Genomic DNA, 20690 nt, shown 5'->3' with positions numbered 1-20690 from the left:
CTGTTCAACTGTCACGGCCCTTCATTTACCGGGCACCGTCAACTGATTTGTCGTGTTATCCGCTGCATAGCCGTAGTACGCATATCGATACCGTCCATACTTCGATCCATATCCATAGCGGTACGCATTCGGATCCAGGCCATTGAACACGACGCCATTCACATCGGCATTTGTCTGGCGCAGCTGTTTGGCGGATTCAGTCACTTCCCCAATAGTGGTTTTCTCGAACCGCGTCACCAATAGCACCGTCCCGCAGCGAGCTGCGAGGATCGCGGTATCGGAGACGGCAAGAACGGGCGGTGTATCGATTAGTACAAGGTCGTACTGGTGATCCAACTCGTCAAGGAGCTTCACCATGCGCGCGTTGAGCAGCAATTCGGCCGGATTCGGAGGCAAGCTGCCTGTGCTGATAAAGTCCAAGTTCTCAAGCACTTCGTGGTGTATCGCCTGGTCAAGACTCGCTTTGCCGATCAGCACATCCGCCAGCCCGTTATTACGGGACTTGCCAAAATACTGATTCAGATGGCCTTTGCGCATGTCGGCATCAATGAGCAGCACACGCTTGCCGCCAGAGGCCATCACCGCGGCGAGATTGGCGGAGATAAATGACTTGCCGACGCCCGGCGTGGGACCCGTGAGCAGCACTCGCTTGTTATCCGCATCGAGCATGGCAAACTGCAGCGCCGTGCGCAGGCTGCGCAGACTTTCAATCGCTGGCTCATTGGGATTACGTTCCGCGAGCACGAAGTTTCCGCGCTTGCGCTGGCGGATTTCTTCGGTGAGGAAAGTCTGGCTCGTCGACAAAGGCACTGTCGCATAGACGCTCAAACCCGTGTGTTGCTCAATGTCCTGCGAATCGGTGATACCACCGTACAGCGCATTGCGCAGGAAGGCCACCAGGACACCAGTCAGAAAACCCAGAATAGCAGCCAGCGCTATGACTAGGCCCTTCTTGGGCTTAATTGGTTCCTCCGGAACCGGAGCGTTATCAAGCAGCCGTACATTTCCGACTTTTCCCGCCTTGACGAGCTTGAGCTGCTGCATATTGTTCAGCAACCCCACGTAAAGGTCATTGTTGACTTGCACGTCGCGCATCAGCCGCAGAGTGTCCTGCTCCACATTGGGGAAGGCTTTCATGCGGGTGGCCATAGCGGCGACCGTCGTGTTCAACGCCGCGATCTGCTGGTCAAGGGCCTGCACGACCGGGTGGGAAGGGGCAAAACGTGTCGATAGTTCGGTGCGCTTTTGCTTCAGCTCGAGCAGCTTCGTTTCGGCCGTCACGTTTTCCTGCAGAAACACCTTACCTTCCTCACTTAGGTTGAAGGTATGGCGCTTGTTCCGCATCTCGTTGTACTTCACTTCGGCCCGTTCAAGCTCGCCCTTGAGTTGTGGCAGCAGATCCCCCAGGAAGACGAGCGATTTTTCCGCCTCGGCGGCTTTGCGCTTGATGTTCTGTGCAACGTACTCTTCGCCAATCTCATTCAGGATGCTCGCCGTGAGCTTTTGGTCGTTCCCATCCAACGAAGCACCGATGATGCCGCTCTGCTTGCCCTTCTCCGCGATCAGGAGTTGATCCTGGAGTTGCTCGACGGTTTGCAGATGCGAATTCCGCACCAAGCTGAACGTAATACCTGGCTTTGCCTTCAAATCCGTTACCAAGAGCGCGAAGTGGCCCACACTCTGCTCAGCAGTTAGCGGCTGGCCTACTCGCCCTTCAAGGGGTGCGTCCAGGCTGGAATGCTCCACCCGGTAGTGGCCTTCCCCCATGGCGATTAGCTTGAACTTTTCGCTCTCAAGCGATTCAGGGACATCGAATTGCTCAACACTGATCGATTCCCTGGCCCAGGCGAAGCCGCCGAATCCGAATAGTCCTGGATTGGACAAGCCCTTGGCGCGGCTGGCGATTCTGGCACCGACAAAGGGAAAATACTCGGGCTTCGCCGAAATATAGAGTCGCAGATTGTCCACCGCCTTGCTGACAACCATGCGCGAGCGGAGGATCTCGATCTCTGCCGTGGCCTGAGCCTTGACATCAAACAGGCTGGAGACATCACCCAGCAAGCTGTTGGCGCTGTTCGGATTGTCCTCCACCTGCACCAGAATATCGGCTCGATATACTGGCCGAGCCAGGAACGCGTACGCCACCCCTAAAGCCAGTACCACACCTGCAATGGATGCAATCAGCCAACGACTGGCGATCAGCACATCAAGGTACCGGACGAGATCAATCTCGTCCTCCTGAGGCGCAGCGACAACAATAGGAGGGGGAGTCTGGTTCATCTGCATTTACAACCGATTCAGTTATCGAAGCGCCTGGATGCGTGGTACCCAGGCGTCCACGCCGCGTTGGACCAACCGCAGCACGTTTTCGAATGCCGGGCGTGCCTCGCGATAGGGATCTGGCACGTCGAACCCGGCAAGCTCACCAATGCGAAAGACCCGACCGGTGGTAGCCGGATGCAAGTGCTGCAGATCTTGCCGCTGTGCGTTGTCCATCACGAGAATGAGGTCCGCACGCGTCGTCATGGCGCGGCTCAATTGCTGGGCCCGATGGGCGGTGATATCCACGCCAATTCCTCGCATGACATCGATAGCGTGCACATCGGCCGGCTTGCCCGTGAGCGCGCCAAGGCCCGCGGAGATGATGTTGGCTTCCGGCAAAGCCTGCTTGAGGAGCCCTTCTGCCATCGGGCTCCGACAGATATTGCCGATGCAGACCACGAGTACAGTCTTGATCATTTGACCGCGTTCATCGTGGACGTGAAGAAGTTGCCGCTGGGAATCAACTGGTTGATCACGCGACTCCAGCGGACCACGCCAGCGGCGTCGACGTAGACAACATCCCTCGGCTTCAGCTCGAACGATTCGGCGAGGGCAAAGGAGACAGGCGATTTACCGTCCAGGTGGAACACCTCGGCGTCGCCATCGCCGCTCTTGCGGATGACATAGAGCTCCTTGGCGTTTGCCGAGGTCGGGTTGACACCGCCAGCTTCGCCGATCGCCTCACTGAGGGTCAGACGCCCGTTGCGCGGCATGACGGCGAGAGGACGCAACACTTCGCCGGTCACGAATACCTTGCTGTCCTCGCGTTGTTCCACGCGCACGATGTCGCCACTGCGCAGCAGGATGCGAGCGGGGTCGATGCCTTGCTGCAGCAGCGCAGGCAGGTTGACGTAGTAGCTCTTGCCCTCGCGGGAGACTCGGATGCGACTGTTGTCGCCTGTCAGGACGTTGACACCGCCGGCGCGGTTGAGCGCTTCCACCAGGGTCATGGGTACGTCGTCGATGTTCTGGGGGCCAGGCGTCTTGACTTCGCCATCCACGTAGACGCGCTTGCTACGGAAGGCGAGCACGCGCACGGTGAGCTGCGGCATGTTGACCACAGGCTTGAGCTGGGTACTCAGTTGTCCGCGGACGTCGTCCGGCGTGCGGTCAAGAACCTTGACCACACCGGCATACGGAAACTGGATGGTGCCAGCTGGGCTGACGACGTAGCCGGGCACGTTAGCCGCACCGCTGTAGTTCGGGATCTCGTATGCCGTGCCAATCGAGTAGGTCTGCGTAGGGAACACCAGTTCGGGGTGATCCCACACAACGATCGAGAGAATGTCACCCACGCCAATCGTATAGGCCTTCGGATCAGCGAACAGCTCCTCTACCCCAGCGTTCGCTGGCTGCGTCTGTGCCTTTAGCGTACGCACCAGCGTCGGGGTGATCTGCGTGATCTTCGGCACCGATTGCGGATCCTCCGGATCGAGCGGACGCTGCGGGTCGAACCGCATCCCTGGCGCAAGTGCGCAGGAAGCCAGCAACGGAACGATACCCAGATACATTAGCGCCTTGCCAAATATCTGCCTGCTTGAAAGCTTTAGCACGTCTTGATATTCCCTTGTGTAAGAAACCGCATGCCCGCCGCCTCCACGGCGTGCTGTGTAGCGGTGATTCCGCTTGTTCGATATGGCACACGCTGGTGCCTTTCCGCTTGTTTGCGCTGCCCACGGATTTGAACCTGGCGGTATGGCTTCTTGTTGCCGGGCGCGATTGCGCGCTCTTTTTGCACTGCGGCATTTCGCGAATGACCGGCGAAGTGTATGGCTCCAATGGCTACGTCTTCAAGGCGAAGAAGGCGTTTTTAGCGAGTTTTCTATCCCCTCTTAAGAGTGGACCCGAAAGAAGTAGGGGTATCGCACAGCGAGCCGAAACGAGATCACTGGCTCCTTTGAGCGTGGGAAAGCTTGTCATGTCATTGCCCGTCCCGTTGTGCTCGAGTCCGTTTGTTTCCGCTCGATTTTCCGAGCTGAAGTTTGAGCTAACCTAGCCTCGCTTCCCGGGTTTCTGAAGCAGATCTATATCCGCTAGCTTCTTCTCACTGTGTCCCTCGACGCACAGGCTCAAAAAAAAAGTAGGGTGTAGACGAAGGGAGTGTCTACACCCTAACCGGGAATGGCAAAGGGTCAGATTGCCGGGGGCAATTATTGATGAGGATCCAATCTAGTCTTACCCCGCGTTGGTGGGCCCACGCTTAAGGGGGGAAATTTCTGAAGACAAACAGCCGGGGTCGAAGGTTACTTGCTTCCATTGCGGCCTTCTGATGACCTTGGCGATCTGGGCCAGGACCTCCTGATCGGTGCCCCAAGCGTAGCGCTGGGCGTGTTCCACAGCGAAACGCGCTGGCAACGATATTCGTGCTATCCCAACGGATGAGGGGTACCCCTCATGCTGCGATGCCACACAATTTAGCGTGGTAGCTCCCCGTTACCGCTTAAAGGGTGTAGGCGCTCACCCTGCGCGCCTACACCCTCTTTCTTCGTCCGTACTCTGAATCCGCGCGGATATGAGATATCGCTACATGAAAGTCATTGACCTTTCCGATGTGCATTAGCGAAACATTCGCGGTTTTGGACACCCCGCCTCCGTAGTTCGGTTACGTCGGACATAATTCCGACTCAAAGAATTTCGCAATTTCATCAAACATTCGCAAAGGAAAACACAATATGGGCAGTCGTGTTACCAAGGCCGTCTTCCCGGTCGCGGGTCTTGGCACCCGCTTCCTGCCGGCCACTAAGGCGAGCCCCAAGGAAATGCTGCCGGTGGTCGACAAGCCGCTGATCCAGTACGCGGTGGAAGAAGCCATGGCTGCCGGCATCACCGAGATGATCTTCGTCACCGGCCGATCCAAGCGCGCCATCGAGGACCATTTCGACAAGGCCTTCGAACTGGAGGTGGAGCTGGAAGCCAAGAACAAGCAAGCGCTCCTGGACGTGGTGCGCTCGATCAAGCCGGCCAACGTCGACTGCTACTACGTGCGCCAACCCGAGGCGCTTGGCCTTGGCCACGCCGTGCTTTGCGCGGCCAAGCTAGTCGGCAACACTCCATTCGCCATCATGCTTGCCGATGACCTGATCGATGGCACTCCGCCCGTGATGAAGCAGATGGTGGATGCCTACAACCACTACAACTGCTCGATACTTGGCGTCGAGGAAATCACCCCTGAACAGAGCCGTTCCTACGGCGTGATCGATGGCCGCGAGTGGAGCGAAGGCGTGATCAAGGTGTCGGACATCATCGAGAAGCCGGCGCCGGAGAAGGCGCCGTCGAACCTGGGCGTGGTCGGTCGCTATATCCTGACCCCGCGCATCTTCGACCACCTGCGCGACCTCAAGCCGGGCGCGGGCGGTGAGTTCCAGCTGACTGACGGGATCCAGTCGCTGCTCAGCCAGGAACAGGTGCTGGCCTACCGTTACCAAGGCACGCGCTACGACTGCGGCAGCAAGCTGGGCTATCTGAAGGCGACGGTCGAGTATGCGTTCAAGCACCCCGAAATTGGCGCGCACTTCCGCAGCTACCTGGAGACGCGCGATCATCAGCTGGCTGACTGCGTGATTGCCTGACGAGGCTCTTCGAGAGAGTCCGGGTGGGAGCCCCCCAACCTCTTCCACCACCATAAGGGCTCCACGGTTCGCTTCTGAACTCAGCGGGTCTTCCTCGAAGTATTTGTCCCAACTCTTAGGGGGTACTGCCGATCCCGCTATGCAGCACAATGGCGGGCGGCAACTCCGACTGACTGACCCTGCTGCCAATCCAAAGGTGCAGGCGGTCGTCCCCGTTTTCGCCTACACCCTCTTTCTTTTCCATAAACCCGACGTCAAATAGTGGCAACGTGCGATCGGATTGAAGCCAGCATTTGCCGGCTGCACAGCCATGAATGATTAGAGAATCATTGTCCCGACATGCAATGGCCGTATCTGCGCAAGCTAGCCTTGAAACTGCTCGTCGCGGGGATCCTCGTCGTGGTGGCGGCGATCATTTCGCGCCAGATCTATGTCCGTCTCGAGGCAAAGACTCCCGATCGCACAGATGTGGACGAGGCGGTGTTGCCAGTCAGTTATGACGCCCACGCGGAGTGCCAGCGATTTCACGACCAGTTGCCTGGCCGCGCAGCGGCATCGGACACGCAACCAAAGATGACAATCCGGACCGAGTGTGTGGAATCGTGAGCCCAGGGAAGCAGCAGGGTTGACCTCGCTGGCCCCCAAACGTGTATGGATCCCGTGCGCCGACCTTGTCCGTCAGAGACCGTTTAGGCGCTTAACAAATGAGTGATTGGGTTAGCCATGGTGGATGACGCCGCACTGCAATACCTCTCTGAACGGCACTGCTCGACGCAATGGCGGGATTTTCTTGAGGCCCTGTCTGCCGAGCTTTCGGAGCAGCTCGGCGAGGAAGGCATGCTTGCGCTCATGACTAGCGTCGGTGGCCGCTTTGCGGCTCAATTCTCCCCGGGGTCCTGCGTCACCTTGGAAGAACTGGAGCGCGCCATCGCCCAAATCTGGCTGGACATTGATTGGGGGTGGACCAGCATTCATGACGCCGGGGAGGCGCTCCTGATACGTCACTACTGCGCGCCGCTGTCCTCGGCACAAAACGGCACGGTGCACTGGGCGGCCGTTTTCTTGCAAGGCGCCTACCAGCACTGGTTCCAGTCACTTGGTTCGTCCGACACTCTGAAAGTGAAAGCGTTGTCGCGATTTGATGCGACCGGAAGCATCGATTTCCGCTTCGGGCGTTGATACGGCCGCAATTGCCGAGGTCCTTGCTGCCAAGCTGAGAGCTATTGCCATGAACCAGTCCGACGATCTTTCGAAACTTTTTAGCCGCTTCAGCGGTGATTCGGCAACGTATCGGGAAATTGTGCGCGAGGACGCCGCCATGGATGCCCAGCAGCGTTGGCCATTGCTGGCATCCCTGCGGCTGTTGGACCGGAGCACAGCCGTTCCCCCAGTGCAGGCGCCGGACCTTGCGGCTGTGACCTCCACTGTGCCGCAGGAGGCCGAGGCGCCGCCGCCGAGGGATTCAGCAGCAAGGCCGCCGCAGGGGCAAATTCCTCAGGTGATGACCGCCGATTCTCCCGCGGTGGCATCCCTTCGATCGGTACCGGCTGGCGCGACACCGCTGGTCGAAGTTTTTGCGCGCCTCAAGGGTCAGCCTGCGTCGTCGGTCCAGCCGGAACGCAGTCCGTCGCGCCGTTCCTTTCTCGACCGCTTAAAGCGCAGCTAAGCCGCCATTGAAAATCGTCGCAGTTGTCTCCGCCAAGGGCGGCGTAGGTAAAACCACGCTCTCGGCCAATCTCGCAGACGCGCTGGCGCAAACCGGCCAGCGCGTGTTAGCCATTGATCTCGACCCGCAGAACATGCTGCGCTTGCACTTTGGCATGCCTGTACAGGACGTTACGGGCCACGCGCGTGCGACGCTTGCCGGTGAAAGCTGGATTACAAGCATTTGGGCGCGTAGACGCGCACTTGTGATGCCGTTCGGCGGCTTGAACGATGCAGATCTCGCTGTCTTTGAACAACATCTGGCCACCCACCCTAACTGGCTGAAAAGGCAGCTCGACCAGCTCGGACTGTCGGAAAACGACATTGTCATCATCGACACGCCACCGGGCCCGTCATGCTATATGCGGCAGGCGTTGTCGTGCGCGCACGTTTGCCTGGTCATGACGCTCGCAGATCCGGCTTCATACGCTGCCCTGCCCTTGATGGAAAACCTGATTCGAACCTACTGCGAGCGCCGACCCGACTATCTTGGCCAGGCCCTCGTCATTAACCAGGTGGATATGGCTCGTCAACTGAGCAAGGACGTTGTGCAGGTCCTTCGCGATCAGCTTGGCGAGGGGGCCATTGGTGTCATCCACGAGGATCAGGCAGTTCCCGAGGCGCTGGCCAATGACCGCACCATTGTCGACCATAGCCCTCGCAGCCAGGCCGGCGAAGACATTCGTCGCTGTGCAAGCTGGCTGCAACAACATTTGCTGGGTAAGGCAACGAGCCCCCAATGAAATCCGATAAACCAGCCAAGGTCGACCAAGAGTTCGAACTTGCCGAACCTCGGCAGCACCCGCCACTCGCCCGATGGTTCCTGCACCTGGCCGCGTGGAGAAGTCCCGTTGTGCGTGCCTTCGCGCTCCTGCTTGGTTTGGCTTTGTCACTAATCGTCGTGACGGTACCCCTGGATTTCTGGCAGCAGGCCGGCTTTGCGCTGTCGTGCTACTTAATGGCCGTAGTGTTGTCCCGGCACAAGGGCCACTTTGCCACATTAATGCTAGTTGTCTTGTCGCTGGCTGCCAGTGCCCGCTACATGTACTGGCGCATTACCGAGACCACTGCGTTCGATTCCTGGTTTGACCTTGTTTTCGGCGCAGGCCTGCTGGCGGCGGAGCTCTATGCCTTCGTGGTACTGGTTCTGGGTTACTTCCAGACCGCATGGCCACTGCAGCGCAAACCCATGCCCATGCCGCGCGAGCTCGCCAGTTGGCCGACGGTGGACATTTTCATCCCTACCTACAACGAGCCCCTGTCGGTGGTGAAGCCAACTGTCTTCGCCGCCATGTCCCTGGACTGGCCGCGCGACAAGATCAACGTCTATGTGCTCGACGACGGCCGACGCGACGAGTTCCGGCAGTTCTGCGAGAACGTCGGCGTCACGCATGTCACTCGCGACAACAACCGCCACGCCAAGGCCGGAAATATCAACGCGGCGCTTGAGCACACCACCGGCGAATACATTGCCATCTTCGACTGCGACCACATCCCGACGCGGTCCTTCCTGCAAGTCTGCATGGGCTGGTTCCTGAAGGAACGCAAGCTTGCCATGCTGCAGACGCCTCACTATTTTTTTTCGCCCGATCCGTTCGAGAAAAACCTCGATACCTTCCAGGACGTGCCCAACGAGGGTGAACTCTTTTATGGCCTGGTACAGGACGGGAATGACTTCTGGGACGCGACATTCTTTTGCGGCTCTTGCGCGCTCATCAAGCGAGCGCCTCTGATGGAAGTCGGCGGTATCGCTGTCGAGACCGTTACCGAGGATGCCCATACCGCGCTGAAGCTGCACCGTCTTGGGTACAGCACCGCCTATCTCGCGATCCCGCAGGCCGCGGGGCTGGCTACCGAAAGCCTGTCGGGGCACATCGGCCAACGCATCCGCTGGGCGCGCGGCATGGCACAGATCTGCCGGATTGACAACCCGCTTCTCGGGCCAGGTCTGTCGCTACCACAGCGGCTTTGCTATCTGAATGCGATGTTGCATTTCTTCTATGGGTTACCACGCCTCGTGTTCCTGACGGCGCCATTGGCTTACCTGTTGTTCGGCGCCCACGTGATCCATGCACCGGCCCTGAGTATTGCCATCTTTGCGTTGCCTCATTTGCTCCACGCAAACATGACCAACTCTCGCATTCAGGGCCGCTTCCGGCATTCTTTCTGGAATGAGGTCTACGAGTCCGTGCTCGCGTGGTACATCATGCGGCCGACACTTGTCGCGTTCATCAACCCTGCTGCGGGCAAGTTCAACGTGACTCCCAAGGGTGGGGTAATCGAAGAAGCCTACTTTGACTGGATCATCTCGCGGCCGTATTTGATCTTGCTGGCGTTCAACCTGCTGGGGCTGACGCTGGGAATTGGCCGGCTTGTCCTTGGCAGCAGCGGAATGCCGAACGAGCAGACCACGGTGATACTGAACTTGCTGTGGACGGTCTACAACCTCATGATCATCGGCGCGTCCATCGCCGTGGCAAGTGAGTCGCGGCAGGTACGCGAGGCGCATCGGGTGGCCATGACGCTACCGGCGACGCTTCGGTTCGCGGACGGGCGCAGCATTGTCTGCGAGACCGTGGACTTTGCCGAAGGTGGTTTAGGTATTCGCCTGCCCGATGACGTGAAAGTGGACATAGGTCAGCGCCTCGGCATCTCGCTCTATCTGCAAAACGCGGAACACGCATTCAATTCCACGGTGGTATTTCGGGGCCAGGACCATGCCGGCCTGAGGCTGGAGGATATGACCGTCGCGCAGGAAATGGCCTTTATCCAATGCACTTTTTCCCGCGCCGATGCATGGCTCACCTCTTGGGGCGCGAAGCGGCACGACGCGCCGAGACTGGCGCTACGCCAGATCATGCAGATCGGTATCCTCGGTTTTCGCAACGTGGCGTTCCATCTCGGCCGCGAATTGCGCAGGCTCATACATCGCAAGAGCATGGCCCGTAGCTGAGGGCGGTATCGCGGTATCCGGATTGCTTCCCAGTGCTACACCTTACGACTGAATGTGTCGACCCTTCCCTTCCCGGCAGCAAGGAATTTCCCTGAATGATGACGCCGTCTACTCCGGTCCGCCGCCTGCTTGCCCGTTGCGTCATTTCGATGATCTCGGCTTGTGCCGCCGCCAGCGCGCAGGCACAGTCGCGTAGCCCCGCAGCCAGCGCAGCCGCGGGCACGACCGCCCTGCCGCCGGTGGTGTCCGTGTCACCGGCGGCTCGTCCGGGTAGCCGCATCGTGTCCATGACGCTCAAGCAGCTCGGCGCGGACCAACCGCTTCAGTTGCGCGGCGTGGACGGCATCAATGGCGTGCCATTCTCGGTGCGCGCGGACGAGGTGGTCACCGGCGCAAGACTGAAGCTGCGCTATAGCTACTCCCCCGCCCTGCTCCCCCAGTTATCGCACATCAACGTGATGATCAACGGCGAGGTCGCGCAAACCGTGCCCGTGCCGCGAGAACAAGGCGGCAGTCTCCTGGAGAAAGAGCTGATCCTCGAGCCGCGACTGATCACGGAGTTCAACCGGCTCAATCTCCAACTGATCGGTCACTACACCGCAGACTGCGAAGATCCCTTCCATTCCAGCCTGTGGGCGACCGTCAGTAACGCAAGCGTGCTGGAACTGACCGTAACCCGTGGGGCGCTTGCCAATGACCTGGCCCTGCTGCCCCTGCCATTCTTCGATCGCCGCGACATCGGGCGCCTGAGGCTGCCATTTATATTTGCCGGATCGCCGTCTGCAGCCACGCTTGAGGCGGCCGGCGCGGTCTCTTCATGGTTTGGCGGGCTGGCAGGATACCGTGGCGCCTCGTTCCCCGTGACACTCAACGAGTTGCCCGGTAGCGGAAACGGGGTGGTATTTGCCACGCAGCAAGAGCGCCCGGCCGGGATCGGGCTGCCTCAGCTCGACGGTCCGACGGTTGCCATTGTGCCCAATCCCAATGACGCTGGCAGCAAGCTCCTTCTCGTGATGGGCCGCGACAGCGCAGAACTGAAGACCGCCGCACGCGCCCTTGCGCTCGGGGCCAAGGCATTATCGGGTCAGCGAGCCACCATTACCGGGCTGCATAACGTGGCGCCGCGAAAGCCCTACGACGCGCCGAACTGGTTGCGCAGCGACCGCCCGGTACGCTTCGGAGAGCTGATACCAGGGGAACAACTCAATGTATCCGGCTACCAGCCGGACCTCGTGCGCGTCAGCTTCCGCCTGCCGCCCGATCTTTTCGGCTGGCGCTCGCGCGGTATCCCCATCGACCTGCGCTACCGCTACACCCCGCGGCCGACGCAAGACAAGTCGACCCTCAACATTAACGTCAATAGCCAGTTCCTGCGCGCTTACCCGCTGCGCTCGCTGAAGGACAGTGGCGGCAAGGTGTCCGAACTGGTCGCGCGCGTACTCCCGGACGGCTCGGTGCCGCAGCAGCAGACGCTCCACTTGCCGCTGTTCATGGTGCCAGCCCAGTCGCAACTGCAGTTTCACTATTACTACGACTATCCGAAACAAGGCGCATGCAAGGACACGTTGGTAGACAATATCAAGGGTGCGATCGATCCCGATTCGACCATTGATATCTCCAGCCTGCCCCACTTTATGGCTCTGCCCGACCTGGCTGCCTTTGGCAACAGCGGTTTCCCTTTCACGCGCATGGCGGATCTGTCGGAAACCGCGGTTGTGCTGCCGTCACAACCTTCCGCAGAGGACTACTCAACCTACTTGACCGTGATGGGTCGTATGGGCGAATCGACGGGCCACCCGGCGAGCGGCGTGAAGATCATCGCACCGGCCGACGTGCAGCAGGCAGCGGACCGTGATTTGCTTGTCATCGGTACCGCGCAGAACCAGCCATTGCTGTCGCAGTGGGCCGACCATATTCCGGTGTCGCTGGCTCGCGAGGGAAAGCATTTCACATTGACAGAGGTCTATTCAGACCTGCTGGGCTGGTGGAATGGCGCCGATGGCAACCGTAACCGTCCTGTCGAAGCCAGCCTGTCGATCAGCAGCCCGGGCACCGATGCGGCACTTGCCGGCTTCGAGTCGCCGCTGGCGGCCGGTCGAAGCGTCGTCGCCATCACCAGTGATACGCCAGGCGGATTGCTGACCGCCACTGACATGCTGCTCGATGCCGATCGCCTGCCGAAGGTACAGGGCAGCCTTGTGCTGGTGCGCGGAACGGCGGTCAGCAGCCTCGCGGCGCAACAGAGCTACTACGTGGGCAGGCTTGATCCATGGACATACGTCCACTGGTGGCTTTCGCAGCGGCCGTATGCGATGGTCTTGATGCTCCTTATCGCCACGCCGCTGCTCGGCGCCACGCTGTTTCTGATGCTTCGCGGCCGCGCCAAACGGCGCAAAGCAGGTCAGGCATGACACGCTCACGCCAGAATCTCCGCCGTCGCAAGCTGCTCGGCGCAGGGGCCTTCAGTGTCGTCGGCGCGCTGGCGCCGCTGTTGCCGGCCGGCGCCGGCGCCCAAACGCCGCGCCGCGCATGTTCATGGCCTCTCTACCAACAGTTTCTCAGCCGCTTCGTGCAGGACGACGGGCGCGTGATCGATCTGTCCGTGCGCGAGCAGCACAGCACATCTGAAGGCCAGTCTTACACCATGCTGTTTGCCTTGATCGCCAACGACCGCGCCACGTTTGACAAGGCATGGCGATGGAGCGTTGCCCATCTTGGCGGCGGCACCCTCGTCGACAAGCTGCCCGCGTGGCGCTGGGGCCGACGCGATGACGGCTCGTGGGGCGTGATCGATACCAACTCTGCCTCGGATGCGGATCTCTGGTATGCCTATGCGCTTGCCGAAGCAGCGCGGGTGTGGAACGCGCCGGCCTATGCTGAAGCCGCACGCGCATTGCTGCGACAGGTGGCAAAGTACGAGGTGGTCACGCTGCCCCGCTTCGGTCCCATGCTGTTGCCCGGCCCGCAAGGTTTCGTCCTGGCCAATGCGGACGGCTCTCGCGAGTGGCGCGTCAATGCCAGCTACCTGCCCGTCCCGCTGCTGCGCCGGCTAGCCGCCTTCGACCCCGCTGGCCCGTGGGGCGCGCTGGCCGAACAGGTTCCCAAGTTGATAGAGGCGGTTGCCGTGCATGGCATCGTGCCTGACTGGTCGACCTATCGCGTCAGGCCAGGCGAGCCGCCCGAGTGGATCATTGATCCGGACAGCGGCGACATCAGTAGCTACGATGCTGTCCGCGTCTACCTCTGGGCTGGCATTACCCCCGGGGGCGACGCCGCTGCACGCAAGTTGATGAAAATGCTTGCCCCCGTTGCCCAACGGATGCATGGACGGTCCGCGCCGCCTGAGAACATGCACGCCGTAAGCGGGGCATTCAGCGGCGAGGGACCGCTCGGTTTCTCGGCCGCGCTAGTGCCATTTCTCCTTGCATCCGGATCGCCGGAAGCGGCTGCGCAGCGTAGTCGGGCACAAGGCCTGGTGACAAATGCTGCCGCGAAGCAAAACTACTATGACACCGTCCTCGGCCTGTTCGGCCTCGGCCATGCCGACGGTTACTATCACTTCGTCCCATCTGGACAACTGGAGTTAGCGTGGTTGCAGGACAAGACCGGAGACAAGGCATGCCCGCGCGAATAATCCCGATTCGCCTGTCTTCGCGCCGGCGCGAGCAATGCCAGGCGCTGATGCTGGCGTTGCTAACCGGGTTCACCACGTCGAGCGGCGCGCAAGACGACGCCACCAAGGCTCTCGTCGATCAGGCCAGGTATTGGCAAGCGCGCAGCCGCCAGGATCGTGCAGCCGAGGTATGGGGAAAGCTGTTGCGCCTGAATCCGGGGCAGCCTGACGCCTTGTATGGAATGGGCATTGCCGAACTCCAGGCGGGGCGGGTGCAGTCGGCCCGCACCTATTTGGAACGGCTCCAGAAGGCAGCGCCGGGTTCGCCCCTTGTCAGTGAGCTTCGCGACCAGATCGCCAAAGGCGGCTCAGCGGGCGTGCAGCAACAGCTCGAGCAGGCCCGCCAACTGGCGCAAAGCGGACAGGCCGAGCAGGCGATCAAGCGCTACGAGCAGGTCGCAGGCGGCAAGGCGCCCCAAGGCGACCTTGCCCTCGAGTATTACCAGACCCTTGGTGGCACTGCCCAAGGCTGGGCGCCAGCACGCGCGGGCCTGGAGCGGCTCGCCCGCGCCAATCCGTCCGATGCGCGCGCGCAGCTAGCCTTGGCGCAGCACCTGACCTACCGGGACAACACTCGGCAAGAAGGGATCCGCCGGCTCGAAAGCCTTGCCACGCGACCCGATGTGGGCAAGGAAGCCACCGACAGCTGGCGCCGCGCACTCGACTGGCTCGGTACACGCCCCAGCGATGCCCCGCTCTACCAGGCCTGGCTGGCGACGCATCCGGACGACGCCGCCATCCGCGCGAAGCTGGGGGATGCCCGACCCAAGCCAGCAAACAGCACCGCGCCGACAGATCCGGGGCGCGGCATCGTACAGCAGGGGTTCGCCGCGCTCGACGCGGGCGAACTCGAGCGCGCTGCCGACCACTTTCAGAGCGCCCTCGCACAACGCCCCAACGATGCCGATGCCCTGGGCGGGATGGGCGTGCTGCGGCTGAAGCAACAGCGATTCGCCGAGGCTGTTGACTATTTCGCGCAGGCGTCGCGGCACGGCGCGGGTAACCGTTACCGCCAAGCCAGCAATAGCGCCACTTACTGGCAGCTGGTGCAGCGTGCCGCCGCCCAGCGCTCATCGGGCAACTCGACCGAGGCGCGCCACCTGCTCGAGCAAGCTCAGCGTTTGGATCCGAATGAAATCACCGCCCAGGTGGCGCTGGCCGACCTGCAGGCAGATGCCCGCCAATATGCGGCCGCGGAGGCTGCCTACCGCCGCGTACTGACGGCGCAGGCCGCCAATGCGGACGCGATGCGCGGGCTTGTCAACGTTCTGGTCGCGCAGAACAAGAACACTGAGGCGCTGGCCCTGGTCGAGCGCATGACGCCGGTGCAGCGCGAACAACTCGCACCACTTGGCAGGATGCGTGCCGACCAGGCACGCATACAGGCGCAAGAGGCCATGCGGCAAGGGGATTCGGCCGGAGCGCGCCGGCTCCTCGAGGACGCAATGGCTAACGACCCGACGAATCCGTGGGTAAGGCTTGAAGTCGCGCGCCACTACATCGCGATGGGCATGAAGGACCAGGCCCGCGGTGTCATGGACAACCTGTTGTTGTCCGCGCCAGGCGAGCCGGACGCACTGTTTGCCAGCGCCCTCGCGGCTGCTGAATCGAACGACTGGCAGCGCGGACTTGACCTCCTCGAGCGCATTCCCGCCAATCAGCGCAGCAACGACATGGGCAAGCTTCAGCGTCGTCTGTGGGTCCACGCCGAGGCTGGCCGCGCCAGCGAACTTGCGGCAGCCGATCAGCAGCCCGCCGCCATTGGCGTGTTGCAACACGCCGAGCGCTATGCTGGGCAGGACGTCGAATTGACAGGGGCGCTCGCGCTAGCCTATGCCGACGCGGGTAATAGCGCGCATGCCCTGTCGCTGATGCGCGCCGCAATGCGCCGCGCGGGGCTACCCGACGTTGGCATGCAGCTTCAGTACGCCGCTGTCCTGCTCAAAACGCAGCAAGACATGGAGTTGGCCGGCGTGTTGCGCCAACTCGCAAACGCGGACATGACGTCCGAGCAGCGGCGCGGCTATGACGACATCCGCATTGCCTATATCGTTCGGCAAGCCGACGCCCTGACGGCGGCCGGCGATCTCGTGGCCGCCTACGACACACTGGCCGTGGCACTCTCCGAGCGCGGCGGCAATCCGTCAGTGCGTGCCAGCCTCGCCCGCATGTATGCGCAGGCCGGCGAGAATGGCAAGGCGCTGGCGTTGTACGAAAGCGTGCTTGCCAAGGATCCGCGCAATCTGGACCTACGCCTGGCCGCCATCGGTACTGCCACGGCCGCCAGGGAATACGACTGGGCCGAACGGGCGCTGCAACCAGCGCTGCAGCAGGCCCCCGACTCGGTCAACGTACTGACGACAGCTGGCCGACTCTACAAGGCTCAGGGCAAGAATGCCAAGGCGGCCGAATACTTCCGCGCTGCCGTCACCGCTGAAGGCCGCCTGGCGGGTACCGGCGCCCAGCCCGGTAGCGCCTTCGACCGCGTACCGGCCAACCCTTTTGTCGGCCTGCCGGGCCAGCGCCAGGCGTCCGACTTGCCACCCTCCGGGTCTTACACACCTTATCAACTCGTGCCCACGGCGAGTGCGACGGTGCCTGCGCCGGTGCGCCAGTTTGCCGCTGCGGCACCGGACCAGCCTTACATTCCGCAGCCGGTCGGAACAGTGGCGAGATCGCCAACCAACTCCGCGATGAGTGCTGGTGCCATCGCGACGCCAGTGTCGTACCTGCCGGCAAGTGGCGGCATCGCCAACGGGCGAACGGCGGCACGCCCCGCCCTCTCTGGCCGCACGCCTGCTCCCGTGCCGCAAGGCTATGCCGACCCGCAGGCATATGCCCACCCTGACCTGCGCACATCGGCCAACGCCGCCGCGCCGGCACAGCGACCGCTGGGCGCCCAAGCCCGCGAACCATGGCTAGCGGATGCCGATGCGCCTGCCCTGCCCGCTGGTCCCAGGACCGCACGCGAAGAATTGCGCGAGATCGAGCAGCAGCGCACCAGCACGAGCGCCGGCGGCCCCATGCTTCGAGGCCGGAACGGGGACTCCGGCATGAGTCAACTTACGGAGTTGCAAGTGGTGAGCGAGGCCAAGTTCGCCGTCGGCGACGGCAAGCTGGTGGCACGCGTAACACCGGTGGCGCTGGATGCCGGCAATGTCGGCACCGATTTCAACAACGGCAGTCGATTCGGCGCCGGTCCGCTGGGCTGGGCCGTCCCCGGCACCAGCCAGAACTTGTTCGGTCAGAACCTGAAGTCGACGTCGGCCGGATCGCAAAGTGCATTTGGTGTGGCCGTGGGCGTGGCATATGACACCGACCGTTTTGGCGTGGACATCGGCAGCACGCCACTTGGCTTCCGATACACCGACGTGAACGCCGGCGCGCGTGTCAACCTGCCGTTAACGCAGCGGACCACGCTCGGCATGACCGCATCGCGCCGGCCGGTTACCGACAGCCTGCTGTCCTACGCAGGGGCGCGCGACGAGCGCTCAGGCCTAGCGTGGGGCGGCGTGATGGCCAGCGGCGGCCGTGCCGAACTTGGCTGGAGCGACGGCGCCTTCGGCATCTACGGTTATGGCGGATACAGCGTGTTGACTGGCCACGATGTTGCTCGCAATAGCAAATGGGAAGGCGGCGGCGGCTTCTACATGAAACTGATCGACTCCGACACGCAGCGCTTCACGTCGGGCATCAACTTTACGTCGATGGGCTACAGCGAGAACTTGCGTTACTTCACCTTCGGCCATGGCGGCTACTTCAGCCCTCAGACATACTTCTCCGTGACGGTGCCGCTGGCATTGGAGGGGCGTAGCGGCCGACTGTCCTACCATATGCGCGGTGCACTGGGCCTTCAGGCATTTCATGAAAACGATGCGCCGTACTTTCCGACGGATGCCAACGCCCAGGCTGCGGCCAACGCTGCCGTCGCGCTGGCCAAGGCTAACAACTTGACCAGCCTGAATTCGGCGGTGTATCCCGGCCAGTCCAAAACCGGCATTGCCTACAACCTGGTCGGTACCGTCGAATACCAGGCGGCACAGCAATTGTTCGTCGGTGGACTGCTAGGCATCGACAACGCACGCGACTACCGCCAGTGGTACGCCGGCATGTACGTGCGATATGCGTTGCAACGGCAGACAGATCCGATCGGCTTCCCCCCGGTACCGCCTCGCTCGGCCGTTGCGCCACTGCCGTTCTGATTTGGATGAATTTTTGCTGAGATCGAAAGCACTTCTACCGGGCGGCTCCTACCTGCTTGCCGTCAAGAAGTTCGGGCGCGGCTCCTTTGCGCGCAATGTGGAACAACTGCGCCTGTTCTACCGGGCTTAACCCCTCGACCGCATTTCGCGGAAACCGCCTGTCATTTCCACGGCTGACGAGATTTTCAAAAGCCCTGCCCCGAAATTTCGCATCCTGTCCCGTCGCCAGTCGACCTGCTTGCTCATCTTGCAGGACGGACCCCCACCCACTAGATGGGGGTACAGAATCGCCAATCGCTGCCGTTGAGGGATCGTTCGACACTGCCCCGCCACGCGAGATCTTCGGAGTGAACTGAATTGAGTCCGCCTAATCAACCTATTCAGCCATCGCAAGTCAGTCTTGCGCTACAGGATCTGGCCTGGCTTCAATGCACGGGTCGCCTTCATGGACGAGGCGGCTATACCTTAACGACCACCATTCTTCAGGTAAATCCTCTTACGCGAACCTATGTTCTGGAGGGCTGTCGGACATCATCCGAGCGAGATTTCCTTCTATCCTCGGGAGAAGTCACCTTCGAAGCGATGCTGCGCGGCACATCCATTCGGTTTGCCATCGCAAATCCGCGCACGATCAGCTACCAGGGAGGACTTGCCTGCGCAGCAGATTTCCCCTCCGATCTTGTGTTCACCGAACGACGGCAGCACCCCCGCGCGCAGATCAGCCCAAGCTTGAACTTCACGTGCAAGGTTCAAGCGTCGGACGGCCGCCTGCTCACATTGGGAATCGACAATATTTCGCAGAGTGGTGTCGGCTTGAGTTCAACAGATCCTCTCACCGAGAAGCTACCGGCGGGCACAACAATGCCTCAATGCAACCTGAACTTTGGCGCTCATGGTGCCATGGAAGTGTGGCTGCAGACTGCAGGACATGGCTTCATCCGCCGTCACGACAAGACGCTCCACCTCATTGGCTGTACCTTCGTATCGATTTCCCCCTTGCAGAGAACCTTTCTTCAGCGACTCGTCTACCAGCTCGAAATGGCAAGCCGAGCAGGCGCCGCCGTGGCAACACGCTAACACGCTAATACGCTAATACGCTAATACGCTTGGTCCTCTTCTCTCACACTATGGTCGCGCTTACCTACACCGCTACTCGCCGACCTCATTGATCGCGTTTCCCTAGTGAGAATGGCGATGATGCACGTCCGGATAATGCGGATGCTTGTGCACCATCACCTCGTGCTCATGCCAATGCCTGTGGGGCTCCTTGCCATCCCATGGGAAGTCGTGCTCATGCTGATGATGCTGGTCGTGCCGATGCGAGTGGCTGTGCGCCAGTGGCTCATGGGTATGCTCGTGCTCGTGCCGCTCGCGCAGATGCAACCACACGCCCAAGGCCATCAGCGCCGCGGCAAACCAGAACGCCAGGCCCGGCACCTCGGGCCAGATCACAAACGAGATCAGGACGCCAAACAATGGCGCGACGGAGAAATACGCCCCGGTTCGAGCTGTCCCCAACACACGCAATCCGACCACGAACAAGGCAAGACTCACACCGTACCCGGCAAATCCGACGATCAACGCTTCCGCCGCGGCACTGACCGGTGGAAGCGCCGCTCCTTGCATCAGGGCGAGCCCGGTGTTGCACAGCCCCGCGACCAGCCCCTTCAGGCACGCAATCAGGAGCGCATCGTTGCTGGAGACCTTCCGGGTCAGGTTGTTATCGATCGCCCAACATAGACAGGCGCCAACGATCAGCAAAGCGCCGGGCGACATCTGCAGACTGCCCGGCTGCCACGAAAGCAGCAAGCCGCCAGCCACGATCGCGATCATCCCCAGGACAATCTGCCGGTCGGCGTTTTCCTTGAACACCACCCAGGCGATGACGGCCGTGAACACGCCCTCCACGTTCAGCAGAAGCGATGCCGAAGCGGCGCTGGTCGAGACGAGCCCGGTCATCAGCAGCGCCGGTCCCGCTATGCCTCCCGCAACGATTGCGCCAATCAGCCACGGTACCTCCGCGCGCGGAATGCCGCCGTGACCACCACCCGGATCAGGCGTCATCCAGATTCTTCGGATTGCGAGGACAAACGCCAGTCCGATGCCGCTGCCAAGATATAGCAGGCCCGCCAGCAGGAGCGGGGCTACGGATCCGGTCAGCGCCTTGGCCAGCGGTGTGCTTGCGCCGAACAGCAGGGCTGCCAGTAATGCCGGGGATGCGGTACGAATGGACATGGACGGATCACAGGGATGAGGCGAACCCGGAC

The 20690-nt window shown here is 61.4% G+C and carries 14 protein-coding genes; 10 read left to right on the top strand and 4 right to left on the bottom strand.

The annotated features are described in order from the left end of the window. Nucleotides 1–21: 21 nt before the first annotated feature. The 3 genes from CupriaWKF_RS07195 to CupriaWKF_RS07185 are packed head-to-tail and all read right to left on the bottom strand — an operon-like array spanning nt 22 to nt 3875. Complete coding sequence (locus CupriaWKF_RS07195; RefSeq protein ID WP_276100287.1) at nt 22–2286, bottom strand: polysaccharide biosynthesis tyrosine autokinase; 2265 nt, start codon at nt 2284–2286, stop codon at nt 22–24. 15 nt (nt 2287–2301) lie between these two features. Beyond that, the gene (locus tag CupriaWKF_RS07190) at nt 2302–2739 is read right to left on the bottom strand and encodes a low molecular weight protein-tyrosine-phosphatase (protein ID WP_276100286.1); all 438 of its coding nucleotides are present in this window, start codon (nt 2737–2739) and stop codon (nt 2302–2304) included. After that, nucleotides 2736–3875, bottom strand: coding sequence for a polysaccharide biosynthesis/export family protein (locus tag CupriaWKF_RS07185; RefSeq protein ID WP_276100285.1), 1140 nt, complete (start codon nt 3873–3875; stop codon nt 2736–2738). Before CupriaWKF_RS07185 ends, CupriaWKF_RS07190 begins: the two co-directional genes overlap by 4 nt. Nucleotides 3876–4994: 1119 nt before the next feature. Here CupriaWKF_RS07185 and galU point away from each other — a divergent pair. The 10 genes from galU (at nt 4995) to CupriaWKF_RS07135 (ending at nt 19500) form a co-directional block, all read left to right on the top strand. Further along, nucleotides 4995–5891: a UTP--glucose-1-phosphate uridylyltransferase GalU gene (gene galU, locus CupriaWKF_RS07180; protein WP_276100284.1), complete on the top strand. Its 897-nt coding sequence runs from the start codon at nt 4995–4997 to the stop codon at nt 5889–5891. Between the two features lie 369 nt (nt 5892–6260). Next, nucleotides 6261–6497 (top strand): hypothetical protein, encoded by a 237-nt coding sequence (locus CupriaWKF_RS07175; RefSeq protein WP_276100283.1) that lies wholly within the window; start codon nt 6261–6263, stop codon nt 6495–6497. Between the two features lie 117 nt (nt 6498–6614). Further along, nucleotides 6615–7070: a cellulose biosynthesis protein BcsD gene (gene bcsD, locus CupriaWKF_RS07170; protein ID WP_276100282.1), complete on the top strand. Its 456-nt coding sequence runs from the start codon at nt 6615–6617 to the stop codon at nt 7068–7070. A 49-nt stretch (nt 7071–7119) separates the two neighbouring features. Next, the gene (bcsP, locus tag CupriaWKF_RS07165; protein ID WP_276100281.1) at nt 7120–7557 is read left to right on the top strand and encodes a cellulose biosynthesis protein BcsP; all 438 of its coding nucleotides are present in this window, start codon (nt 7120–7122) and stop codon (nt 7555–7557) included. A gap of 7 nt (nt 7558–7564) precedes the next feature. Further along, entirely contained in the window at nt 7565–8338 is a 774-nt protein-coding gene (gene bcsQ, locus CupriaWKF_RS07160; RefSeq protein ID WP_276100280.1) for a cellulose biosynthesis protein BcsQ, read from the top strand. Then, nucleotides 8335–10548, top strand: a complete 2214-nt coding sequence (gene bcsA, locus CupriaWKF_RS07155) for a UDP-forming cellulose synthase catalytic subunit (RefSeq protein WP_276100279.1) — start codon at nt 8335–8337, stop codon at nt 10546–10548. Before bcsQ ends, bcsA begins: the two co-directional genes overlap by 4 nt. 95 nt (nt 10549–10643) lie before the next feature. Further along, nucleotides 10644–12959: a cellulose biosynthesis cyclic di-GMP-binding regulatory protein BcsB gene (bcsB, locus tag CupriaWKF_RS07150; protein WP_276100278.1), complete on the top strand. Its 2316-nt coding sequence runs from the start codon at nt 10644–10646 to the stop codon at nt 12957–12959. A gap of 80 nt (nt 12960–13039) precedes the next feature. Beyond that, complete coding sequence (gene bcsZ / locus CupriaWKF_RS07145; protein WP_276100277.1) at nt 13040–14182, top strand: cellulose synthase complex periplasmic endoglucanase BcsZ; 1143 nt, start codon at nt 13040–13042, stop codon at nt 14180–14182. Continuing rightward, nucleotides 14167–18423: a cellulose biosynthesis protein BcsC gene (locus CupriaWKF_RS07140; protein ID WP_276100276.1), complete on the top strand. Its 4257-nt coding sequence runs from the start codon at nt 14167–14169 to the stop codon at nt 18421–18423. Before bcsZ ends, CupriaWKF_RS07140 begins: the two co-directional genes overlap by 16 nt. Before the next feature lie 357 nt (nt 18424–18780). Next, complete coding sequence (locus tag CupriaWKF_RS07135; RefSeq protein ID WP_276100275.1) at nt 18781–19500, top strand: flagellar brake protein; 720 nt, start codon at nt 18781–18783, stop codon at nt 19498–19500. Nucleotides 19501–19602: 102 nt separating this feature from the next. Here CupriaWKF_RS07135 and CupriaWKF_RS07130 read toward each other — a convergent pair whose 3' ends face one another. Next, on the bottom strand, nt 19603–20658 hold the full coding sequence (locus CupriaWKF_RS07130; RefSeq protein WP_276100274.1) for a DMT family transporter: 1056 nt from the start codon (nt 20656–20658) through the stop codon (nt 19603–19605). Between the last annotated feature and the right edge of the window lie 32 nt (nt 20659–20690).

The sequence above is a fragment of the Cupriavidus sp. WKF15 genome, assembly GCF_029278605.1.
GTDB lineage: Bacteria > Pseudomonadota > Gammaproteobacteria > Burkholderiales > Burkholderiaceae > Cupriavidus.
Note: the sequence above shows the minus strand (reverse complement) of the source record. Positions and strands in the feature narration are given on the sequence as shown.

What these genes read in the sequence shown, in the direction of transcription:
- CupriaWKF_RS07140 (WP_276100276.1), top strand. Translation starts at nt 14,167, where the DNA reads ATGCCCGCGCGAATAATCCCGATTCGCCTGTCTTCGCGCCGGCGCGAG.
- bcsP (WP_276100281.1), top strand. Translation starts at nt 7,120, where the DNA reads ATGAACCAGTCCGACGATCTTTCGAAACTTTTTAGCCGCTTCAGCGGT.
- CupriaWKF_RS07195 (WP_276100287.1), bottom strand. Translation starts at nt 2,286, where the DNA reads ATGCAGATGAACCAGACTCCCCCTCCTATTGTTGTCGCTGCGCCTCAG.
- CupriaWKF_RS07190 (WP_276100286.1), bottom strand. Translation starts at nt 2,739, where the DNA reads ATGATCAAGACTGTACTCGTGGTCTGCATCGGCAATATCTGTCGGAGC.
- bcsD (WP_276100282.1), top strand. Translation starts at nt 6,615, where the DNA reads ATGGTGGATGACGCCGCACTGCAATACCTCTCTGAACGGCACTGCTCG.
- galU (WP_276100284.1), top strand. Translation starts at nt 4,995, where the DNA reads ATGGGCAGTCGTGTTACCAAGGCCGTCTTCCCGGTCGCGGGTCTTGGC.
- bcsB (WP_276100278.1), top strand. Translation starts at nt 10,644, where the DNA reads ATGATGACGCCGTCTACTCCGGTCCGCCGCCTGCTTGCCCGTTGCGTC.
- bcsA (WP_276100279.1), top strand. Translation starts at nt 8,335, where the DNA reads ATGAAATCCGATAAACCAGCCAAGGTCGACCAAGAGTTCGAACTTGCC.
- CupriaWKF_RS07130 (WP_276100274.1), bottom strand. Translation starts at nt 20,658, where the DNA reads ATGTCCATTCGTACCGCATCCCCGGCATTACTGGCAGCCCTGCTGTTC.